Origin of the sequence: Hymenobacter sp. YIM 151500-1 (assembly GCF_025979885.1) — a bacterium.
Classification (GTDB): domain Bacteria; phylum Bacteroidota; class Bacteroidia; order Cytophagales; family Hymenobacteraceae; genus Hymenobacter.
On sequence record NZ_CP110139.1, the window covers coordinates 3,322,074 to 3,342,507 of the forward strand.

General features: G+C 62.0%; 14 protein-coding genes. 8 read left to right on the plus strand and 6 right to left on the minus strand.

The window, feature by feature from the left end; all coding sequences use genetic code 11:
• Positions 1 to 49: 49 nt before the first annotated feature.
• On the minus strand, positions 50 to 1,075 hold the full coding sequence (locus OIS53_RS13915) for a glycoside hydrolase family 43 protein (RefSeq protein WP_264679182.1): 1,026 nt from the start codon (positions 1,073 to 1,075) through the stop codon (positions 50 to 52).
• Between the two features lie 258 nt (positions 1,076 to 1,333).
• On the opposite strand from OIS53_RS13915, the gene OIS53_RS13920 reads away from it, so the two are divergent.
• From OIS53_RS13920 to OIS53_RS13930, 3 genes are all read left to right on the plus strand, one after another.
• Positions 1,334 to 2,410, plus strand: coding sequence for a glycoside hydrolase family 43 protein (locus tag OIS53_RS13920; RefSeq protein ID WP_264679183.1), 1,077 nt, complete (start codon positions 1,334 to 1,336; stop codon positions 2,408 to 2,410).
• 335 nt (positions 2,411 to 2,745) lie between these two features.
• A complete protein-coding gene (locus tag OIS53_RS13925) occupies positions 2,746 to 4,731 on the plus strand; it encodes a sialate O-acetylesterase (protein ID WP_264679184.1) in 1,986 nt (661 codons plus the stop codon).
• Positions 4,732 to 4,889: 158 nt separating this feature from the next.
• Positions 4,890 to 5,939, plus strand: coding sequence for a LacI family DNA-binding transcriptional regulator (locus OIS53_RS13930; protein ID WP_264679185.1), 1,050 nt, complete (start codon positions 4,890 to 4,892; stop codon positions 5,937 to 5,939).
• Positions 5,940 to 6,273: 334 nt separating this feature from the next.
• Here the strand turns inward: OIS53_RS13930 and OIS53_RS13935 are convergent, their stop codons facing one another.
• Positions 6,274 to 7,485, minus strand: coding sequence for a PIG-L family deacetylase (locus OIS53_RS13935; protein WP_264679186.1), 1,212 nt, complete (start codon positions 7,483 to 7,485; stop codon positions 6,274 to 6,276).
• 292 nt (positions 7,486 to 7,777) lie between these two features.
• The gene (locus tag OIS53_RS13940; RefSeq protein ID WP_264679187.1) at positions 7,778 to 9,232 is read right to left on the minus strand and encodes an energy transducer TonB; all 1,455 of its coding nucleotides are present in this window, start codon (positions 9,230 to 9,232) and stop codon (positions 7,778 to 7,780) included.
• A 231-nt stretch (positions 9,233 to 9,463) separates the two neighbouring features.
• Here OIS53_RS13940 and OIS53_RS13945 point away from each other — a divergent pair, with 231 nt between their 5' ends.
• Complete coding sequence (locus OIS53_RS13945; protein WP_264679188.1) at positions 9,464 to 10,384, plus strand: pirin family protein; 921 nt, start codon at positions 9,464 to 9,466, stop codon at positions 10,382 to 10,384.
• 115 nt (positions 10,385 to 10,499) lie between these two features.
• Here OIS53_RS13945 and OIS53_RS13950 read toward each other — a convergent pair whose 3' ends face one another.
• Both OIS53_RS13950 and OIS53_RS13955 read right to left on the minus strand, forming a co-directional pair.
• Positions 10,500 to 13,460: a S8 family peptidase gene (locus OIS53_RS13950; protein WP_264679189.1), complete on the minus strand. Its 2,961-nt coding sequence runs from the start codon at positions 13,458 to 13,460 to the stop codon at positions 10,500 to 10,502.
• Positions 13,461 to 13,811: 351 nt separating this feature from the next.
• A complete protein-coding gene (locus tag OIS53_RS13955; protein ID WP_264679190.1) occupies positions 13,812 to 14,837 on the minus strand; it encodes a hypothetical protein in 1,026 nt (341 codons plus the stop codon).
• A gap of 483 nt (positions 14,838 to 15,320) precedes the next feature.
• Here OIS53_RS13955 and OIS53_RS13960 point away from each other — a divergent pair, with 483 nt between their 5' ends.
• The 4 genes from OIS53_RS13960 to OIS53_RS13975 are packed head-to-tail and all read left to right on the plus strand — an operon-like array spanning position 15,321 to position 17,889.
• A complete protein-coding gene (locus OIS53_RS13960) occupies positions 15,321 to 15,755 on the plus strand; it encodes a hypothetical protein (RefSeq protein WP_264679191.1) in 435 nt (144 codons plus the stop codon).
• A 30-nt stretch (positions 15,756 to 15,785) separates the two neighbouring features.
• Entirely contained in the window at positions 15,786 to 16,427 is a 642-nt protein-coding gene (locus OIS53_RS13965; RefSeq protein ID WP_264679193.1) for a hypothetical protein, read from the plus strand.
• Positions 16,403 to 17,218: a sensor histidine kinase gene (locus OIS53_RS13970; protein ID WP_264679194.1), complete on the plus strand. Its 816-nt coding sequence runs from the start codon at positions 16,403 to 16,405 to the stop codon at positions 17,216 to 17,218. Before OIS53_RS13965 ends, OIS53_RS13970 begins: the two co-directional genes overlap by 25 nt.
• Before the next feature lie 23 nt (positions 17,219 to 17,241).
• A complete protein-coding gene (locus tag OIS53_RS13975; RefSeq protein ID WP_264679195.1) occupies positions 17,242 to 17,889 on the plus strand; it encodes a response regulator transcription factor in 648 nt (215 codons plus the stop codon).
• Positions 17,890 to 17,934: 45 nt separating this feature from the next.
• Here the strand turns inward: OIS53_RS13975 and OIS53_RS13980 are convergent, their stop codons facing one another.
• On the minus strand, positions 17,935 to 20,163 hold the full coding sequence (locus OIS53_RS13980) for a S9 family peptidase (protein WP_264679196.1): 2,229 nt from the start codon (positions 20,161 to 20,163) through the stop codon (positions 17,935 to 17,937).
• Positions 20,164 to 20,434: the final 271 nt, after the last annotated feature.

The window sequence follows — 20,434 nt, forward strand, 5'->3', positions numbered from 1 at the left end:
AAGGTGGGTTTGGAAAGGACGAGAATGAGTAAGAGAGAGGAAAAGCCCCTTATTCGCCCGCTGGACGGGGCTGGGGCGTAGTTAGCGGCGTAGGCTCACTGAAGTCAGGAGTGCCATCAGGGCGCCAGCCGAAGCGCTGGAGGCGGGAGCTGCGGCCGGCGCACTTGCCGTCGGCGGCGGTTTTGGCGTGGTACACCAGCCAGTTTTCGCGCCCGTCGGGTGAGGTGGTGAAGCCGTTGTGGCCCGGCCCGTACACGCCCGCTGCCTTCGACGACCGAAAAACGGGCTCCGGAGTTTTCGTCCACAACTCGGCCCGGAGCAGGTCGGCGCCGGCCGGGGCCGTGAGCAGGCCCAGGCAGTAGTTGTCGTCCCAGCAGGCGCTGGCCGAGTACACGATGAACAGCTGCCCGCGTGGCCCGGCCAGAAACTCCGGTCCTTCCAGAATCTGCCGCCCCCCGCCCTTTTCCCAGGCGTGCGTGGGCCGCGCCAGGATTACTTCCCGCTCTACGTCGGGCGTCCAGGGGTTGCGCAGGGGCGCCAGGCACAGCACGCTCTGCGGCCCCACGTAGGCCGAGTACGCGAAGTAGGCCTGGCCCTGATGCTCGAACACCGTGCCGTCGAGGCCCGAATACCGGGTAGGCACGCGGCCTTTGTCGGTCCAGGTGCCGGTGGTGGGGTCGGCGCTGGCATTTTCTAGCACGAACACGTAGCGGGTCTGGTCGCCGGGGTTGGCTTTGTCGGTGGCCGTGTAGTAGAGGTACCACTTGCCCTGGAGGCGGTGCAGCTCCGGGGCCCAGATGTCGTGGGAGTTGGGGCCCGCGGCCGGGGGCGTCCACACCACCCGGCCTTCGCCGCGCCCCACCTCGCTCAGCTTGGCGGCTTTCCAAAGCGTGAGGTTGTTGCCGGTGGTGTTGGTGTAGTAGTACTGCCCGGCATGGTACACAATCCAGGGGTCGGGGCCGTCCGGGCGGATGGGGTTGCGGAAAGTGGCCGGGGCCGGGCTCTGCCCCGCCGCTTGCGTCAGGCCGCCCACCATGAGGTTACCCCAGATTCCTAACACGTAGCAAAATTTCATCGGCGAAGAAAATAGAGGTGGACACCCTGCTTGCCTTAAGCCAAAACAGCCTTTTTCACCCGTTTAGGCTATGGTAATCAAGCGGTAACGCCTGATTCTGGCCACGCACCACAAGCGCGCAAGGCGTTGTTAGAAGGCCTGCGAAGGCCTCAGCCGGGGCCAAGCTAAAATATAGCCGGAGAGAATGCAAACGTTTGCACATTTCTCTGCATCTTCGTTTTCTACCGAACTCTCATTCTTTCCTCCTATTCCCTGCGTATGCCCACCCGCCGACACTTCCTGCAGCAAGCCAGCTTCGGGCTTGCTTCCCTGGCTTTGTGGCGGCAGCAAGCCGCTGCCGCTGCCCGCACCTACACCAACCCCGTGTACGCCGGGCAGTTTCCCGACCCGTTTGTGCTGCGGCACAAAAACCTGTACTACGCGTTTGGTACCACTGGCAAGGGCCGCACCTCGGATGGCCGCATTTTCACGGTGCTAACCTCCCCTAACCTGGTCGACTGGAAGCCGGCGGGCGGGGCCCTGCTGCCGCCCCCCGAAGCGGACGGTGCCGACTTCTGGGCCCCGGAAGTGGTGGAGCACAAGGGCACCTTCTATATGTATTATTCGCGGGGCGGCGGGGCCATTGCGGCCACCGTGGGCCACCGCCTGCACGTGGCCACCAGCCGTAACCCAGCCGGGCCCTACCATGAAGTAGCTCAGATTAAAGTGCCCGGCAGCCAGTTCACCATCGACGCCCACCCCTTCCGCGACGTGGACGGGCAGTGGTACCTGTTCTATGCCCGCGACTTCACCGATACTGATACGGCCAACGGCTACCGCCCCGGCACGGGCCTGGTGGCCGACAAGCTGGTGGGCATGACCCGCCTGGCTGGGCAGGAGCGCACCATCATGCGGGCCCGCCACGACTGGACCGTGTTCGAGAAAAACCGCCTCATGCCTCTGTACGGTAACCAGACCTTCCCGGAGTGGCACACGCTGGAAGGCCCGTTTGTACGCCGGCACGAAGGGCGCTACTACTGCTTCTACAGCGGCGCCAACTTTCTCACCGACCGGTACGGCGTAGACGTGTGCGTGGCCGACTCGGTGCTGGGTCCCTACACCGATGCCGGGGCCGAAAACGGGGCGCGCGTGCTCCACTCGGTACCCGGCAAGGTGCGCGGCCCCGGCCACCACTCCCACATCATGGGCCCCGATGGCCGCACCGAATACCTGGTGTATCACGCCTGGAACGAGGCCATGACCGAGCGGCAGCTTTGCATCGACCCGCTGCTGTGGACGCCCGAGGGCCCGCGCTGCCAGGGCCCAACGTTCACGCCCCAGCCGTTGCCTTCCTAGCCGCGGCCTGGACTGGCGTACATGGCTTCGCTGCATAGCCCAGGAAACATCCTGCTCGATGTGGCATCCGCCTGTCGAACCGCAGGAAGGCGCAAGCCAAGCATCTCGCGTGCTGACATCAGAGGCTAAATGTCATGCTGAGCGCAGCCGAACCGCAGGAAGGCGCAAGCCAAGCATCTTTACCTCTGGCTAATCAATACCATTGCAACGAAGCGGTAGAGATGCTTGGCTTGCGCCTTCCTGCGGTTCGACAAGCGGACGCCAGATGGAGCATGACCGTTTACCTCTTACTTGTCACCTGTCACCTGTTACCATCTCACCTCTACCTTCTGCCCATGAATCGTTGGCTACTCCTGTGTTGCGCTGTTGTGGTTGGGTGGAGCTGGCCGGCCAGGGCGGCGGTGCGGCTGCCGGCGCTGGTCGGCTCCCACATGGTGTTGCAGCGCGACAAACCGCTGCCGCTCTGGGGCTGGGCCGATCAGGGCGAAGCCGTTACCGTCACGTTTCGGGGTAAGACTTACCCGGCCCGCTCCGGCGGCCCCAGCGGCAAGTGGACCGTCACGCTGCCGGCCACGCCCGCCGGCGGGCCCTACGAGCTGGTAGTACGCGGCCGCACCACCCTGCGCCTGACCGATGTGTTGGTGGGCGACGTGTGGCTGGCTTCGGGGCAGTCGAACATGGAATGGCCCCTGCGCGAAGTGCTTAACTACCAGCAGGAAATTGCCCAGGCCACGTACCCGCAGATTCGCCTGTTCAACGTTACCAACACGGTAGCCTTCCAGCCTCAGGCTGAAGCGGCGACTAGCGCGGGGTGGCAGGTGTGCAGCCCCCAAACGGTGGGCGACTTTTCGGCCGTGGCGTACTTTTTCGGGCGCGACCTACACCGGCGTTACAAGGTGCCAATTGGGCTTATCAGCAGCGAATGGGGCGGCACGCCAGCCGAGGCCTGGATGAGCGCCGAGGCGCTGCGCCCTTTCCCGGAGTTTCGGGCGACGATGGGCGAGCTGGCGGCTACAGCGGCCCCGCCCGATCAGGTGGCAGCGCGCTTCGCCCAGAAGGGCCGGGCCTGGCAAGCCGTGCTGCGGGGCTACGACCAGGGCTACCAGCCCGCGGGGCCAGCCTGGGCGGCTCCGGCCTTCGATGCCAGCACCTGGGCCCAGATGCCGCTGCCCGGCCTGTGGGAAGAAACCACCCCGACCCTGCGCGACTTCGACGGCGTGCTGTGGCTGCGGCGCGACCTGACGCTGCCTCCGGCTGCCGCGGGCCAGCCCCTCACCCTGCGCCTGGGCCCCATCGACGACAACGACTCCACCTATTTTAACGGGGTGCTGGTGGGCCACACGGCCGGCTACGACCAGCCTCGCCAGTACCAGGTACCCGCCCGGCTGGTGCAGGCGGGCCGTAATGTGCTGACCATCCGCGTGTTCGACCAAGGGTGGGGAGGGGGCGTGTGGGGTCCGCCCGACGGTTTGCAGGCCGAAGCGGGCGGCACCCGCCTGCCCCTGGCTGGCCCCTGGCAATACCGGGTAGGATTTAATCTGCGCGAGGTGCCGCCGAGCCCATTGCCGCCGGTGCCGCAGAAAGCCCCCACCTTGCTCTTCAACGGCATGATTGCACCCCTGCGGCCAATGGCTTTGAAGGGTGTGATTTGGTACCAGGGCGAAGACAACGCCGAGCGGGCCGAGCAGTACCGCCGCCTCTTCCCGGCCCTTATCCAAGACTGGCGCCAGCAGTTCCGGGAGCCCAACCTGCCGTTCCTGTTCGTGCAGCTGGCCGGCTTTCAGCACGACCTGCTCCAGCCCGCTGATTACTCCTGGGCCGAGCTGCGCGACGCCCAGCGGGCCGCCCTGGCCCTGCCCCACACCGGCATGGCCACGGCCCTCGACATCGGCGACGCCAACGACATCCACCCGCGCAACAAGCAGGATGTGGGTGCCCGCCTGGCCCTGGCGGCGCGGCAGGTGGCCTACCTCGAGCCTCAGATAGTAGCCTCCGGGCCTACGCTGGTGGGCCACACGGTTGAGCAGGGCCGCATCCGCCTGCGCTTTGGCAGCCTCAGTGGGGGGCTGGTGCTCCGCGACACGGCTGGGGCTTTTCTGAAAAGCTTTGCCATTGCCGGCCCTGACCGCCGCTTTGTGTGGGCGAAGGGCCGAGTGGAAGGCAACACGCTGGTAGTCTGGAGTGAGCAGGTGCCTGCCCCCGTGGCCGTGCGCTACGCTTGGGGCAACAGCCCGTTTCCCAACCTCTACAACCAGGCCGGCTTGCCCGCGTCACCCTTCCGCACCGACAGCTGGCCGGGCCTGACTGCCGGAAAAAAATAGCGGAAGCGGCACTGTTCCGGCCCAGCTTCAAGGGTTCTTATTATCAGCGCAAAAGACCCACTACTTTTGCACAAAGTGGACGCATTTTTGCGTAGCAGTTGCGCTTATTATTTTCTGGATACCGAACCCGTTTCTCACATTCTAATCTTCATACGGTAGTGGCGCGCACCAAAGCTTCTATTTCTGACCTGGCCAAGCAACTAGGCGTATCTGTTTCCACGGTCTCGCGGGCCCTTAGCGACCATGCCAGCATCAGCGACGCTACCAAGAAGCGGGTGTGGAAGCTGGCGCGCGAGTTGCACTACCAACCCAACCACCTGGCCGCGGGTTTGCGCAAAGGCCGCAGCAATTTGCTGGGCGTAATAGTGCCGCACATCGACGGGCACTTCTTTGCTTTGGTGGTAAAGGGTATTGAAACGGTGGCCACGCGGGCGGGCTTCAACGTGATGATCTGCCAATCGAACGAAGATGTGGCCCACGAGCGGAAGAACATCGAAACCCTGCTCAGCGCCCAGGTCGAAGGCATTCTGGTGTCGTTGGCCCGCACCACCCGCGACTTCCGCCACTTCGAGAAGGTGCGCAAGCAGGAAATTCCGCTGGTGTTTTTTGACCGGGTGCTCGATGGCCTGGACGTGAGTGCCGTGGTGCTCGACGACCGGGAAGGCGGCTACCAGTCCACCAAACACCTGCTTGCGCAGGGCTGCCGCCGCATTGCCCACTTTGGCGGGCCCCAGCACCTGAACATCTACAAAAACCGCCGCCAGGGCTACGTCGACGCCCTGCTGGAACACGGCCTGCCGCTGGATGAAGACCTGATTTTCTACTGCGACATGACCCAGGAAGACGGCATGGAGGGCATGGAGCGCCTGCTGAGCCTGCCCCACCCGCCCGACGCCGTGTTTTCGGCCAGCGACTTTTCCATCGTGGGCGCCCTGCAAGTCATCAAAAGCCGGGGTCTGCGCGTGCCCCAGGACATTGCCCTGGCCGGCTTCAGCAACGAAACCTTCACCTCCCTCACCGAGCCCATGCTCACCTCCATCGACCAGCGCTGCGAGCAGATGGGCCAGTCGGCGGTGCGGCTGTTTCTGGAGATGCTGGAGGAGAAAACCAGCAAGTTTTCGCCCCGCCGCATCGTGCTCCAACCCGATCTGCTGATCCGGGACTCGTCGTTGCAAGCCGCAGCCGTGGCCCAGCCAGTGCAGGTGTAGGGCTTGGAAAGCGGTGGAGTTAAGCAGCGGTTGGTGGTAGTTGTTGCAGCATCACCCTGCTTGTAAAGGCACGACCCTTGGCTACGTCTTCCTGTGGTGCGCGTCTTTACCCCACTCCGAAGGCTGAAACACTTTTGTCGAATGGCTTTAAGAAGCGGCTTCTCTGGAGTGTAGAGACGCGACCCTTCGCGTCTCGTCTTCCGCGCCGTTTAGTCGATGGTTGTTCAAGCAGCGTCGGTCAACGCCGAGACGCGAAGGGTCGCGTCTCTACACCCCAGCTACACCGGTCCCGAAACTGCTATGAAATACCTCCCGCTGTGGCTGGCCTGGGGAGCTACCGCACCAAATGAAGCCGGCATGTCCGACGCTGGTTTCCGGCCCGCAGCTCAGCCACGTACAGCCCGGCGGCTGGGAAGCTGGTAACGTCCAGCCACTGCTCGTGGCTACCGGCGGCCTGCACGGCCCCTTTAAGCGGACGCAGCACTTCGCGGCCCTGCGCATCGAGCACACGCAGCCACACGGGTGCGGCGGCCGGCAGGCGGTAGACCAGCAGGGTGGAGGTATCAAACGGATTCGGGAAGTTAGGCTCCAGCACTACGTCGGTGCTGGCTCCTTCCTCCAGGTCGTCGGGGGTGCCGGGCGGCGGGACAGGCCCTGGGGTGGGGGCCGGGGCAGTGGCATCCAGCAGGGAGGCGCCGGTGGTGTGGCGCACGTGCGCGTACTGCCGGCCAATATAGCTCAGGTGCTGAGCGTCCCACGACGGGTACTGCCCCAGCTCGCGCATGGATTGGCTGTAGGCCTGGTACACCAGCAGCTGGTTGGCGGCTTGCTCAGAGGTAAGGTTGGCCGGGCGCCGCCGGCTGTCGTAGCCCACGTACAGGCGGTAGCAGCACTCGGTGCGGGCCGTAGCAGCCAGGGCCACGAGACCCGCCATGCGGTGGTCGGAATGGTCGCCGGGGTTGAGCTTGCTGTCGGGCATCGGGGCGTGCAGGGCCAGCTGGCCTGGCACGGCTTCGCGGCGCAAGATGTGCCGCACAGTAGCCACCAGCTCGTTCCAGTTTTGGTAGGGCTTTCCGCCGTCCAGCGGCAGCATGGCCCGGCCCGCGTCGCGCAGCTGCTGCAGGCTTTGGTAGCCACCGCGCGCCTGGCCTCGGCCGTTGAGGTTGCCATCGGGCAGGCGCAGGAAGTACGCCACTGCATTGTGGGACCGGGCTACCACCACCGCATGCTGGTTGATGATGAGCGTGGTAGCAGCCGGCAGCGGACTTTGCTTATTGGGCAGCTGAACGGCTTGCTGCATAGCCGCCCGGCAGCTCACCTCGCGGGCTTGCCAGTACGCGTCTTCGGGCTGATCGGCCTGCCCGGCGGTAAGGCAGATGAATACCACCTTCCGGCGCGTGCGCTGCACATCGTCGCAGGCGCTGCCGCCCATAAACAGCTGCCAGTCGTCGGGGTGAGCGGTGACGTACACGGCCCACCCGGCCGGTTTGGGAGTGGGTGCGGGCGTTTGCGCTGCGGCACCCACAGGTCCCAGTAGTAGCACCATCCCCAGAAGAGTGATTCGGAGTAGAAGTTTCTGCATAGAGCCGGGGTAGAGAGAAGAGCGCGGAAGCTGAACTGCTGGCTTCCAAATATAGCGTCCTCTGCTACTGCCCCTTGCCTGCCCCACAGCCTCAGCCGTGGAGCGTCGGTCAGCCGGCCTTTACGGGGGCTCAACTGCTACTTCTACTCGGCAAACACCAGCTTCATTACCAGCCAGCTACCCCCAAAAAAGCCCCACCAGGCTGAGCCGCGGGGAGCTTCAGCCTGGTGGGGCAACTCTGGCGCATGAGCAGCGGCTAATCCAGGCGGGCCAGCACAGTTTCCAGGTCGGCCAGGGTAGTTTCGCGGAATTGCAGGGAATCGGGGGGCGCACTGCCGGCCTGGGCGTCGTGCCGGGCCAGGAAGGGCGTGCCGTTTTCGTAGCGCAGCCCCACCAGCACATACTGGGCCGCGGCGGGCGTGGCCCCAAACTCATACCCCCCCGACCGGGGCTGGCCGGCCAGCACCACGCGGCGGCCCGGCACCAGCAGGCGCAGGGCCGTGTTGGCGTCGGGAGCGGCAGGCACCAGCAGGGAAGCCGCCGTTTCGGTCCACGGCTCGCCGCCGGCCACCCAGCCCAGGCGCGAAATGCGCAAGGCAGCCGGGGCCTCGGGCAGCTCTTCGCTCGGGGGCGGGGCCGTTTCGGCATCAGCCGGAGGCGAAGCTTCCGTTGTGGTGGAGGCCAGGCCTTCTTCCTGGAGCGCAAAGCGGATGGGCAGCACCAGCTTCACCTTCACAAAGCGCCCCTCGTGCTGGCCGGGAGTCCAGCGGCCCGAGGTCTGGCGCAGTACCCGCAGCACTTCTTCGTCGCAGCCGTTGCCCAGGCCCCGCAAGATGCGCGGGCTGGTGACGCGGCCGGTTTCGTCCACCACAAACGAGGCAAACACGAGGCCCTCAGTGCGGCTCTCCTGCGCCTGGCGCGGGTAGCGAATCAGGCGGTTGATGTCGGCGGGGCCGCGGCCGTAGCGGGGCATCTGCTCGGCGGTGGTGTACACCTGCTCCGAAGCCGGAGCGGCCTCTTCGCCGGCCGTCCAGCGCACGGCGTCGGCGGGGCCGGCCTGGCCGTAAAACAGGTGCGGCTGCCGGGCCCCGGCCAGCTCCAGCTGCACGGTGCGACCCGCCGCCAGGGCCAGCTGCTGCCCGCCGGCGGTGGCCCGCACCAGCACGGCCCCGGCCAGCTCCAGCGGCACGCCGGCCGCGGTTTCGGTGAGCAGGTTGGAGAGCAGCAAGTCCGAGGCGGTGTAGCATTCCTTCAGCTCCACCCACACGGCGCCGGCGGCCGGCTGCTGGCGACTATTCACCAAGGCGCCGGCCGGAATGCGCACCACCGTGCCCTCCCGGCCCCGCACTTCGGCCGGCCGGGTGGGGTCAATCTGAAAATATTCGCTGGCTTTGAGGGTGAGGTCCTGCAAGCGGGCCTCGGCGGGCAGCGCAGCGGCCGACATACCTGCCGGGCGGCGCACACCGCGGCGGTACACCACCAGCGGAGCCCGCTTAGCCGTGGGCCGGGCCACATGGTGCCAGGTACGCTGCACGGGGGCAGCACTCACCGGCGTCGTCACCGAATCGAGGGCCAGCGTATCGGCCAGGGCGGGTGCCGTGGCTGGCTCGGGGCGCTGGGCAGCCCGGTCCGGCTGGCAGCCGGGCAAGGCCGTTAGCACTACACCGCCCAAACCCAAGTAAAGTAAACAAATCGGGGCTTTAAAAGACATAGGGTAGCTCTACGCTGAAAACACCGCTTAAGACCAGCTCAAGATTACACTTTTCCGCCACAAAGTTGAGCAACCGGTAGGTGCCCGTACGCGGCCTGGCGCCAGCCCTGGCTGGCGCCAGCGGGGCAAGGCGGCTCTCCGCCAATAGGATAATCAGTATCTTTCGGCCTCTCAGCCAGCCCCTTGCGCGGAGAGTTCAGAGCGTTTTTCCACCGACTTACCCTACAGTGTATGCTCGACCTGGTTATTGACGCGCGCCCGGCCGCGCTGAGCCCCGGCTTTGAAGTGAAGCGCATCCTGCCCTACCGCCTGCGGCGCATGCTGGGGCCGTTTATCTTCATGGACCACGCCGGGCCGGTGCAGCTGGCGCCCGAGCAGCTCCCGAGCCTCGACGTGCTGCCTCACCCCCACATTGGCCTAAGCACGGTCAGCTACCTGTTTGGGGGCCAGGTCACGCACCGCGACAGCCTGGGGGTGGAGCAGGTGATTCGGCCGGGCGAGGTGAACTGGATGACGGCCGGCTCCGGCATTGCCCACTCCGAGCGGTTCGAGGATCCGGCTTCGCTGGCCGGCGGCACCCTGGAGATGCTGCAAACCTGGGTGGCCCTGCCCGAAGCGGCCGAGGAAAGCGCCCCGGCCTTTACCAACTACCAACCCCAGGAGCTGCCCATCTTCACCGAGCCCGGCGTGTGGCTGCGGCTGATTGCTGGCGAGGCCTTTGGCCTGCACAACGAGGTACGCACCCATTCGCCCTTGTTCTACGTGCACGTGGTGCTGCAGCCCGGCGCCCGGTTTGGGCTGCCACGCGGCTACCCCGAGCGGGGCGCCTACGTGGCCAAAGGCAGCGTGGAAGTGGCTGGCCGCACCTACGGCGTAGGCCAGCTGCTCGTCTTCACGCCCGGCCACGACCCCGTGCTGGTAGCCCGCGAGGCCTGCACCCTCATGCTGCTGGGCGGCGAGCCGCTGGGGGAGCGGTTTATCTGGTGGAACTTCGTCTCCTCCCGCCGCGAAAGAATCGAGCAGGCCAAGGCCGACTGGCAAGCCGGCCGCATTGCCCTCCCGCCCAACGACAACGCCGAGTTTGTGCCCCTGCCCCAGGATAAGAGCCGACCCGCCGGGGGCGGCTCCCCAGCCCCGCAGGCGCTGTCGTAGCACAGGCAGGTATGAAAGCGGCAGCACCCCGACCAGGCCTGGTCGGGGTGCTGCGTTTCTAACTTTACCCTAGATTATTCGGACTTCGGATTGGTATAGCAACTAACGATAAAAGCTACTTCGCCACCATAAGCTTCGTTCTTGACACAACCTTACCATTCGATTTTATCGTCACAATATGCAAGCCATTGGGAGCACCGTGTAAGTTCAGGTCCAGGTCGTTGCGCCCGGCCCTGGCCTGCGTTTGCTGCTGCAGTAGCCGCTGCCCGGTCAGGGTAGTTACCTCAACAATTACAGGTTGGGCGCTCTTGACTTCATAGGATAAAGTTGTCTGCCCAGTAGTTGGGTTCGGGAACAGAATAGTGGCTTCTGGCAGTGGTGACTGGCCGGCTGGCTTGGCGGCCTGGGCTGTAACCGTCTTTGTAGGTTGTGCTGAAGCTGTTGCAGCTGTGCCACGGGCGTAGCAGTTCGCCCAATAGTACACATTCATGAAGCCGCTTTCGTCGGCGTAGAATACCTGCCCCCCGCTGCCGGCCAGCACCTGGGTGTTGGAGTTGGCTCTTTCGGCCCCATTATTCCAGTCTTGCACCAAGTACCCGCAATGCCACACGCCATTGTCCTGGTAGTAAACCCGTACATGGTTGCTGTTGTGGAAGTATACCTTCCCACCTTCATCCACGGACAGGGAGCCGGTATGCTGCTCCGACCCATCAAACGAAGTAGTAAGTCGCTCGTGGTTCCACCGGCCATTGGCCCAGTAATAGCGCTGAATCCAGCCATCGGCCCCGGTATAGTACACCGATGAGCCATCGGGGCTTACGTCAATCTGTCCGCTCACGTCTTCATTGCCATTCCAGTTCTGCACCATCCAGCCGTGCACCCATTGCCCGTTGCTGAGGTAGTAAACGTGCATTTTGCCATCCTGCCCGCGGTAATAAATATTCCCATCGGCGGGGCAAGCCACTACAGATCCGTCGGCCTGCTCATTGCCGTTAAACGTGGTGCTCAGGTAGCTATGGTCCCACTGGCTGGTGGCGCTGTTGTAAGTGTAGGCGTGCACCCACTTATCGGCTCCTATGTACACCACCTGATCATTCTTGCCGACAGAAATAGTGAATCGTCCGTTATCTACGTTTTCGCCGCTGCTGTTAGTGCGGGTCAGGCGACTGTGCACCCACCCATTACCGGATGTCCAGTAATAGGTGTGCACTTTTCCATCGGGGCCCCGGTAAAACTGCGTGTTGGAAGGCTGGGCTACGGCTATGGCGCCATCCACTCTCTCACTGGTGTCCCAGGTTTGCGTCGGCTGGCCATGCTGCCAGCGGTTGTTGTCCCAGTAATAAAACCGCATCCAGCCATCATCGCCAGAATAGGAAATCAGGTTTCCGGCTCCCACCGCCATGTAATAGCCGTTATTGGACCGCTCGGAGTTGCTGTACTGGCTCAGGAAACCGTACTGCCAGCAGCCGGCCGGTGACAAAGTATATTGCAAGGCCCGGTGCGCATTGACGCGGCCGTACCCCATTTCATTGTCGCGGCGGTTGGAGCTTAGGCCCTCCGCGTAGGCATAGCCGCCGGTTTTGTCGGCGCTGTAGATAATTCTATCCGTTACCTGCTGGCGGGTCAGGTCCGGGTTCAGCGACAACATCAGGGCGGCCACACCCGCTACCTGGGGGCAAGCAGCCGAGGTACCATTGAAGTTTGGAATGTACCCTCCCCGTAAGCCGGTGGTGAAGATTTTTACGCCCGGAGCCACCACATCCAGCTCCGACCCGAAACAGGAAGCCCAGTTATTTTCCCTATCACAGGAAGAGAAGCTCTTGCGCTGGTCGCACATGGAAGTAGCGCCCACGGCTAGCACCTCCGGTAATCTGGCCGGGTAACGAACGCTTGATCTTTGGCCAGAGTAGTAGTTGCCCGAAGAAAACAACACCACAGCCCCTTTTCCGTTGCGGCCTTGGGTAGTTGCCCCTGAGATGGCGCCGTTGATGAGCGAGGAGGAAGAGCCTCCACCCCAAGAGTTGCTGAGCACATCGGCCTGCGCGGTGCGCCACGCGTAGTCAATTCCGCGTGCTATTTTCTGGTCGTCGGTAATCCAGCGCCGATTTACCTGATAGGCAATTCGCACTGGCACAATCTTGCTGTTGTAGGCCACCCCGGCGCCGCCCAGGCCATTGTTGCCAACCGCCGCCACAATACCGGCGCAGGCAGTGCCGTGGGAGTCGTTGTTCCAGGGTGCCCCAGCACTACCATTGCCCGTGGCATCATACCCCGGCAACAGGTTGGCTTGCAGGTCGGGATGGGTTAATTCAACTCCTTCGTCCAGAATGGCCACTTTGATGGTGGCACTACCCGTGGTGATACCCCATGCTTCTGGCACGTCCATGTCGGCATCGGGAGTGCCGCTGTACTGTAGTGGTGAGCCGGTATTCTCCAGGGCCCACTGCTGCGCGTAGGCGGGGTCGTTGGTGTAGGCAGTGAGCAAGCGGGTATAGTTAGGTTCGGAAAAAGCAAATTTCCCCGTTTCAAAAAACTGATTCGCTAGCTCCAGGGCACTCTTAGGATTGGTTTTGTCAACCGTCAGGCGGTAGGCGTTATCCAAGGATGGCTCCGCAGTGATGGTCAGCCCTTCTTGCTTGGCTAGCTCCTCCAAGGCAGCATACTCTTTGGCTGAGTGCAGGCCCACGAAGAACTCATCCCGCAAGCCCTGCAGCGTACCATCTTCGTACTCCAGCACGGGCTCCGCAAATTCCACATTAGAATTGGCCCTGAGCTCCTGGCGCAGATTCTCCACCTCTTGCTGGGTGGCTCCCTCTTTCAGCTTCAGCACATCCAGCCGCCCCGATGGGCCAAAGGGCTGCTCTTCCAGGACAAATAGGTTGCTGAACTCGGAAGCCGCCAGCTGGGCTTTAATCTTCCCCGGATCTTTGTAGCCCACGGAGAGGTAGGTGAGGTTTTGGGTGAAGCTGACTTTTCCGTCAGGCGAATACGCGAAGTATTTTTCCTGCGCCTGCGTGGCACATGGAAGCAGGACCATCCCCAACAGGATGAGGCCCTTCTGTAGCGATGTGAGCATAAGCTAAGTTTGTAGGGTTGGAAGTGAAAGACAACGGCCATGCGCCAGCTGACAGCAGTAGGCTCGCTGCTGCTACAAGTGAGGTTGGGCATGGTACTGGCACGTGTTGCGGGCAGCCGACGGCACCAAGGCGCGGCCTTGGCAACCCACGTGCAAGGGCAGGAAACACGCCTTTACACCCGCGGCCTCATGGGTTGGCAGGCAAAGGCGAAAGCCAGGCAAATGCTTCTAAAAAAGCTCGTGCTACAGCTCGGCTCCCAGTGGGCTTGGCGCAGCAATTCGGTAGCCCGTATCACGGGCGAACAAGGCAGGTTTGCCCGGTTCGCCCGTGGGTACTGGTAGTGAGCTGGGCTAGTAGCTACCGCGGAAGTAGTTCACCTTGCCCGGAGAGTAGGGCGTGTTCTGGTTCTGGGGCCAGTGCGGGTCGTTGAAGCCGACAAACTGCTCTCCCATCCGCTCGTCATTGGCCCCAATCTGGGGGTTAAAGGTGATTTTAACCCCCTTAGGCAGCGTCACGGTAAGGTTGAGCTGGATTCTGGGACCAGGGTCCTGCTCCACCCAGATATCACGGAATGTATTGCCATACTGATACACGTCCCAATAGTAGAGCAGGTTGCCCCGGCTAATCCATTGCTGATTTTTTACTGAGTTACGGCTCGGGTTAGTTTGCCACGTACCCAGATAGAAAGGTGCCACGGCCGGAGTATAGGGAGGAGGACCACCATAACTTGGCATAGGAGCTACCCAATACTGCATACTTATTTCCGGGCCGCCCATTGGCCAGCCTTCAATTTCGCCAATATCGGGTATCTGGTACCGCTCCAGCCGCTCGGCGGCGCCATTCAGGCGCTCCGCCGTGTTGTCATCAAATCCAGGCAGCAGCTCTCCTTTTTCATCTACCCGCTCGCACGTTCCGATAACCACTACGGGCAACTTGGGCTCTTCTTTGGCGTTCAGGATTTCCTCTTTGCCATCCTGGTTGAAAGCGCGGAGCGTTTCCACTTTCATATCGTCGAAATCTTCCGGCAGTGCCACCACTGTGGGGGCATACGCCGGGTCCCACTCTTCGCAGTGCAACGGCACCGAGAACTGGCAGAGCGGAATACCGGCAATGGTACGCTGTACCCAAGCCTGAGCTTCCTCAGTTGAAGTATTGCGGCCTTGCTGGGCTGATTGTTTTACAAACTGGCGGGTGAAGATGTCTTCCAGAGTTTCGCCGCCAATGCGCTGCTCCGCTACGCGCTGATACAGCACATCATAATCCCCGTCGAACTGCTTGAGGGCCTGGTCGCGCAGAAATTCGCGCAATGCGCTGTTGGAGCCTAGCTCGGCCGCTAGCAATTGGGCTAGCTGGTGGCGGTCTTCGATGGAAGCCATCTGGCTCCGGGTTGCTGCGGAACCAGCCAGTTTGGGAACTACATCGGTTTGTTCGCAGGCGGTGGTCAGGCCCAGTGTGGCCAAGAAGGCCAACTGTGCTATGCGTTGCTTGATCATGGAAAGAAAGTGTTGGATGAATTATGGATTGCTTGCACTGCTTGTTAGGAAGGGCAATCCACTTTCTCACTCGTAGCCGGCCTAGAGAAGTAGCGGATTGACGATGGCAAAGTTGGCCTTGCCCGCCACGCCTCTCAAGGGCGCTACTACCCAAATTGCGGGGGCTTCACTACGCAATAGCGTATGCGTGCTAGCACGGTATTTTCGTGCGCGCTGGCACGCACAAGCAGTCTATATAATTCTGTAAATAAGCCACTTACTCAACTACCAAGCCTGGGCTGTGCTGAACCGTAGTTTTGCCCGTAGCGCCCGAACTAGTAGTTTCAGCAGAAATTTATTTATCCACTCTTTTCCACTTTCTTAAGTATGGAACAAACTGTTGGCGGGGACTCCCCACTCAATTTTGAAGGTAAGTTTACAGGCGATGAAGCCGGCCCCATTGACTTGGAAACCGCCGTTGACTGGACAAGAAGGTATCGTGAGCAAAACCCTAAGCAGGTGAAGGCTCATTTCTTCGGGCGGAATATTCTGGAGAAAATCCTGGCCCAGCCTGGCTGCATGGGCCTGCGCATCTATTACGCCATTGACCCGGAAGACAACAAGCACCTGCTGGTAGTAGGCGCCGACGCTACCCAGACCGACCAGCTGCCGGGTACTGGTATTCTGCCCGGTAGTGATATTCCCTTCTCTGACGTTTCGCGGCGCGCCGACGCAACAGGCGGCGTCGACCCTATTATCGCCGAAATGTCGATTCCGTGCCCAAACCAGTGCGGGCACGACGGCAAACTGCAAGGCAAGTAAGCCCATTCCCTCCTGGCCAAGCCAGCATTCATGCTTTCCGTCCTCAACTACCTTTCTGCCTTTTCTATCCTGCTGCCCATTGGGGCAGCAGGAAGTAGGTACCAGAACCTTAACCAGGTGCTGCGGCGGCTGGCGTGGTTCTTTTTTCTGTCGGGCTTATTCGACGTGGTGCTGGCTATTACCAACCACTTTGTGATTCGTAATCTGCCCTTATTTCACCTGTTTACCGCCGTTAACCTGTTGTTTCTGGCCGCTTTGTACTACCATACGCTGCACGGAAAGCTGGTACGGCGCCTGGTGCTGGTAGCGGCAGCGGCGGGACTGGTGTTTGTGGGGTACAATGCCTTTTTCCTGGAAGGTATCTGGCAATTTCCTTCCCTGTCGATAACCGGGCAGAGCCTGTTGTTTATCGTGCTGGCGCTGGTGTACTTCTACCAGTTGCTGCAAGAGCCTGCCGAGGTGCCCATTGAAAAGCAGCCGTTGTTTTGGATTAACGCGGGGGTGCTGCTTTACTTCTCTGGTAACTTGTTTTTGTTCATGTTGCAGAACTGGCTTAACCGCATGCCGCAGCCCAACTACAACTCCTACTGGGCCATTCATTCGGTAGTGAATATTCTTGCCAACCTTCTTTACGCCGTCGGCTTACTTTGCAAACCACAGCGCCTGACGTAATTCCGGTCCTGCTAATCGGGACGGTCATTGTCGTCATCTTGCTCGTCTTTATTTTTCTGGTGGTCGTGCTGCACCAGCGCCGCATGATCAACCACCAGGTAGAGCTGCGCACCTTGCACACGGCCCGGCAGCAGGAGCTGTTCAAAGCCGTGTTCGAGGCCCAGGAAAGTGAGCGGCAGCGCCTGGCCGCCGACCTGCACGACAGCGTAGGGCAGGTGCTGTCGGTGATTAAGCTCAATCTGCACCGGCTCCAGAAAATGGAGGCCCAGGCCGCCGACCCATCGGCGCCGGCGCAAGCCCTGCTCACCGAAACCAGCGGCCTGGCCGAGGACTGCCTAATTGAAATCCGCCATATTATCCGCAATATTCTGCCGCCCCTGCTCACCAATTTTGGGCTGGTGGAGGCCTTGCAGCACCTGGCCGGCAAGGTCGAAAAAGCCACCGGTATTCAGGTTGTCTTTCACGCTTCTGCACACGTAGGCCGCTACAGCCAGGAAATCGAGGTTACGCTGTACCGGGTGGCGCAGGAGCTGTTCAACAACGCCATCAAACACGCCCAGGCTACCACTATCCGGTTTTCGGTGGAGCAGGAGCCGGCCTGGCTGCTGCTTACTTTCGCCGACGATGGCGTGGGGTTTCGGCCCGACCACGTAACGCCGGGCCTGGGCCTGAAAAACCTGGAAAGCCGCGTGGCCTTGCTGCGCGGTGAACTGCAAACCGGGCCGGGGCCCACGGGCGGTACGCTCACCCAGATTCGGGTGCCGCTGGCCGGGCCCACCCACTCGTCCTAGCCGCCGCACTTTCACTCACCCCTATGGCACACATTCGCCTGGCTATTGCCGACGACCACAAGATTTTTCGGGAGGGCCTGAAGGCGCTGTTGGAAGACTATCCGCAGGTACAGGTGCTAGTAGAAGCCGCCTCGGGCAGCCACCTGCTGGAACTGCTAGCCCAGCACCCCGTGGATGTGGTGCTGATGGACATCAACATGCCCGAGCTGGATGGGTTGCAAGCCACGGCCCTGGTGCTTGAGCGGTACCCGCACACCAAGGTGCTGGCCCTATCCATGTACGACGAGGACAAGTACATTGTGGACATGATGAAGGCCGGGGCCCGTGGCTACCTGCTGAAAAGCGCCGAACCCGACGAAATCATGGCCGCCATTGCGGCCGTGCACGACAAAGGCTTCCACTTCAACGAGTCGTTGTCGGCTACGCTGGTGAAGCAGCTGCTGGGCCAGAGCCCCGTGGAGCTGAAAAGTGAGGCCACGCTCAACCAGCGCGAAACCGAAGTGCTCCAGCTGCTCTGCCAGGAATATTCCAACGTCGAAATTGCCGACAAGCTCTTTCTGAGTGTGCGCACCGTGGAAGGCTACCGCACCCGTTTGTTTGAGAAAATCGGGGCCAAAAACATTGTCGGCCTGGTTATCTACGCCGTCAAGAAGGGCGTTATTCAAGTGTAAACTGAACGTGTCATTCCTCGCGCCGCTCGGAATGACACGTTCACTCTACAGGTTCTTCAGCACGAAGTCCGTCATCTGGCGGTAGAGGTGCAGGCGGGTGTTGCCGCCGTAGATGCCGTGGTTGCGGTTGGGGTAGTAGAGGGTCTGAAAGTCTTTGTTGGCTTTCACCAGCGCCTCCACAAAGGCCACGGAGTTCTGGAAGTGCACGTTGTCGTCGCCGGTGCCGTGCACCAGCAGGAGCTTGCCGCGCAGCTTGTCGGCGTGCTGCACGGGGGAATTGTCGTCGTAGCCGGCGGAGTTTTCTTGGGGCGTTTTCAGGAACCGTTCGGTGTACACCGTGTCGTAGTAGCGCCAGTTGGTAACGGGCGCCACCGAAATACCCATCTTAAACAGGTCGGCGTTTTTGGTCAGGGCCAGGGCCGTCATGTACCCGCCGAAGCTCCAGCCCCAGATGCCGATGCGGCTTTTGTCCACGTAAGGCAGCGTGGCCAGGTACTTGGCGCCTTCGCCCTGGTCCACGGTTTCGAGGCCGCCCAGGTTGGCGTAGGTGCTCTTCTTGAACCGGGAGCCGCGCGCCCCGGTGCCGCGCCCATCCACCGACACCACGATGTAGCCGTTTTGGGCCAGCAGCTGGTGCCAGAGGTAGTTGGTGAAGGCCGTGCCCCCGCCGGCATCGTCCTTCACGGTCTGGGAGCCAGGGCCGCCGTACACGTGCATGAGCACGGGGTACTTTTTATTGGCGTCGAAATTGGCGGGCTTGATCATCCAGCCGTTCAGCTGCACGCCCGCGGCGGTGCGGAAGCTGATAAACTCCAGCTTACCCAAATCAACCTGCGTAAGCTTCTGGCGCAGGGCGGCGTTGTCTTCCAGCACTTTCACCAGCTTGCCATCTTGGCCGCTGCGCAGGCTTACCACCTGGGGCAAGCCGGCCTCGGAGTGGTAGTTGAGGAAGTAGCGGGTGTCGGGGCTGAGGTTGACCACGTCGGTGCCGCGGCCGGCTTCGCTGAGGCGAATTTTGCCCTTGCCCTTCAGGCTGACGCGGTAGAGGTGGCGCTCCAGGGGCGAGGCCTCGGCGCTGGTGAAGTATACCAGGCCCTTTTTCTCGTCGAACCCATCAATGCTGGTAATTTCCCAGCTGCCCTTGGTAAGCTGGCGCACCAGCTTGCCATCCATGCTGTGCAGGTACAGGTGGCGGTAGCCGTCCTTCTCGCTCGTGTACAGAAACTCCTTGCCGCCGGCCAGGTAGCGCAAATCGTCGTTGACTTCCACGTAGGCCGGGTCGGTGTCGGTCAGTACTACCTGGCTCTGGCCGGTTTGGGCGTTGGCGTGCAGGATTTCCAGCTTGTTCTGGAGGCGGTTCATGCGCCGGATGCTGAGCACGTTGGGCGTCTGCGTCCAGAGAATGCGCGGAATGTACTGGTCTTTTTCCGGGCCCACGTCCATGGGCACCGTTTTGCGGGCGGCCACGTCGTAAGTGGAAATGCGCACAATAGAGTTTTTCTCGCCGGCCTTGGGGTACTTGTAGCGGTAGTCTTTGGGGTAGAGCGGGCCCCACTCCTGCATGTTGTACTCGGGTACCTCCGTCTCGTCGAAGGTATAGAAGGCCAGTTGCCGTGAGTCGGGCGACCATTGAAAGCCTTGCGCAAACTCAAACTCCTCCTCGTACACCCAGTCGGTGCCGCCGTTGATGATGCGGTTCTGGGCGCCGTCCGTCGTCACGGCCGTTTCCTGCATGGTAGCCAGGTCGGTTACGAACAGGTTGTTGTCGCGCACGAAGGCCACGCGCTTGCCGTCGGGCGAGAACGTGGCGTAGAGCTGCTTGCCGGGCGCCTGGCTCAGGGGCGTCAGCTTTTTGGTGGCCCGGTCGTAGACGAAGAAGGTGGCCTTGCTGGAGCGGCGGTAAATGGGCTCGGTAGCGGTGCTGAACAGGATGTTGGTTTCGTCGGCGTTGAAGCTGTAGCCATCCACTGGCAGGGGCTGGGCCTGGCCGGGCAGCTTCAGGTCCTGGGCCGCCACCAGCGTTTGCACGGGCTGGCCGGTGGTTACGTCGTTCTGGAGCAGGTCGCCGTCCTTGCTCAGGGAAGAGTAGTAGCGGCCGTCGCGCATCCAGTTGAAGCCGGGCACCGACTTAGCGGCAAACGTGCCTTTCTGCCAGATGTCTTCGAGGGTAATGGGTTGTTTTTGCTGGGCGAAGGCGGCCGGTGCCGCGCCGGGCAGCAGGGCCGGGCTGGCCGTCGTCAGCAGCCAGGCCAGGCCGAGAAAGCGAAAATTCATGCGCATGGAATGAAATGAGGGCGGAATGTAGCCGTTAAGGTAGGTCGTAGGGAGTTTATTCTCTCCAGAAGGTTGCACATCCGGCCTTCGCTGCCGCGAAGCTTTCTTCTGTGAATCACTCCTGCCCTTGCCCATCCCGCGCCGCCGGCTCTTCCTGGCACGTTGCGGAGAGAAACTTCACCTTACTTGCAACTCCTGTTTGCAGAAGTGCTCTTGTTGAAGTAGTAAGACCGTCCTGCTCTATCTGGCGTCCGCTTGTCGAAGCGTCTCG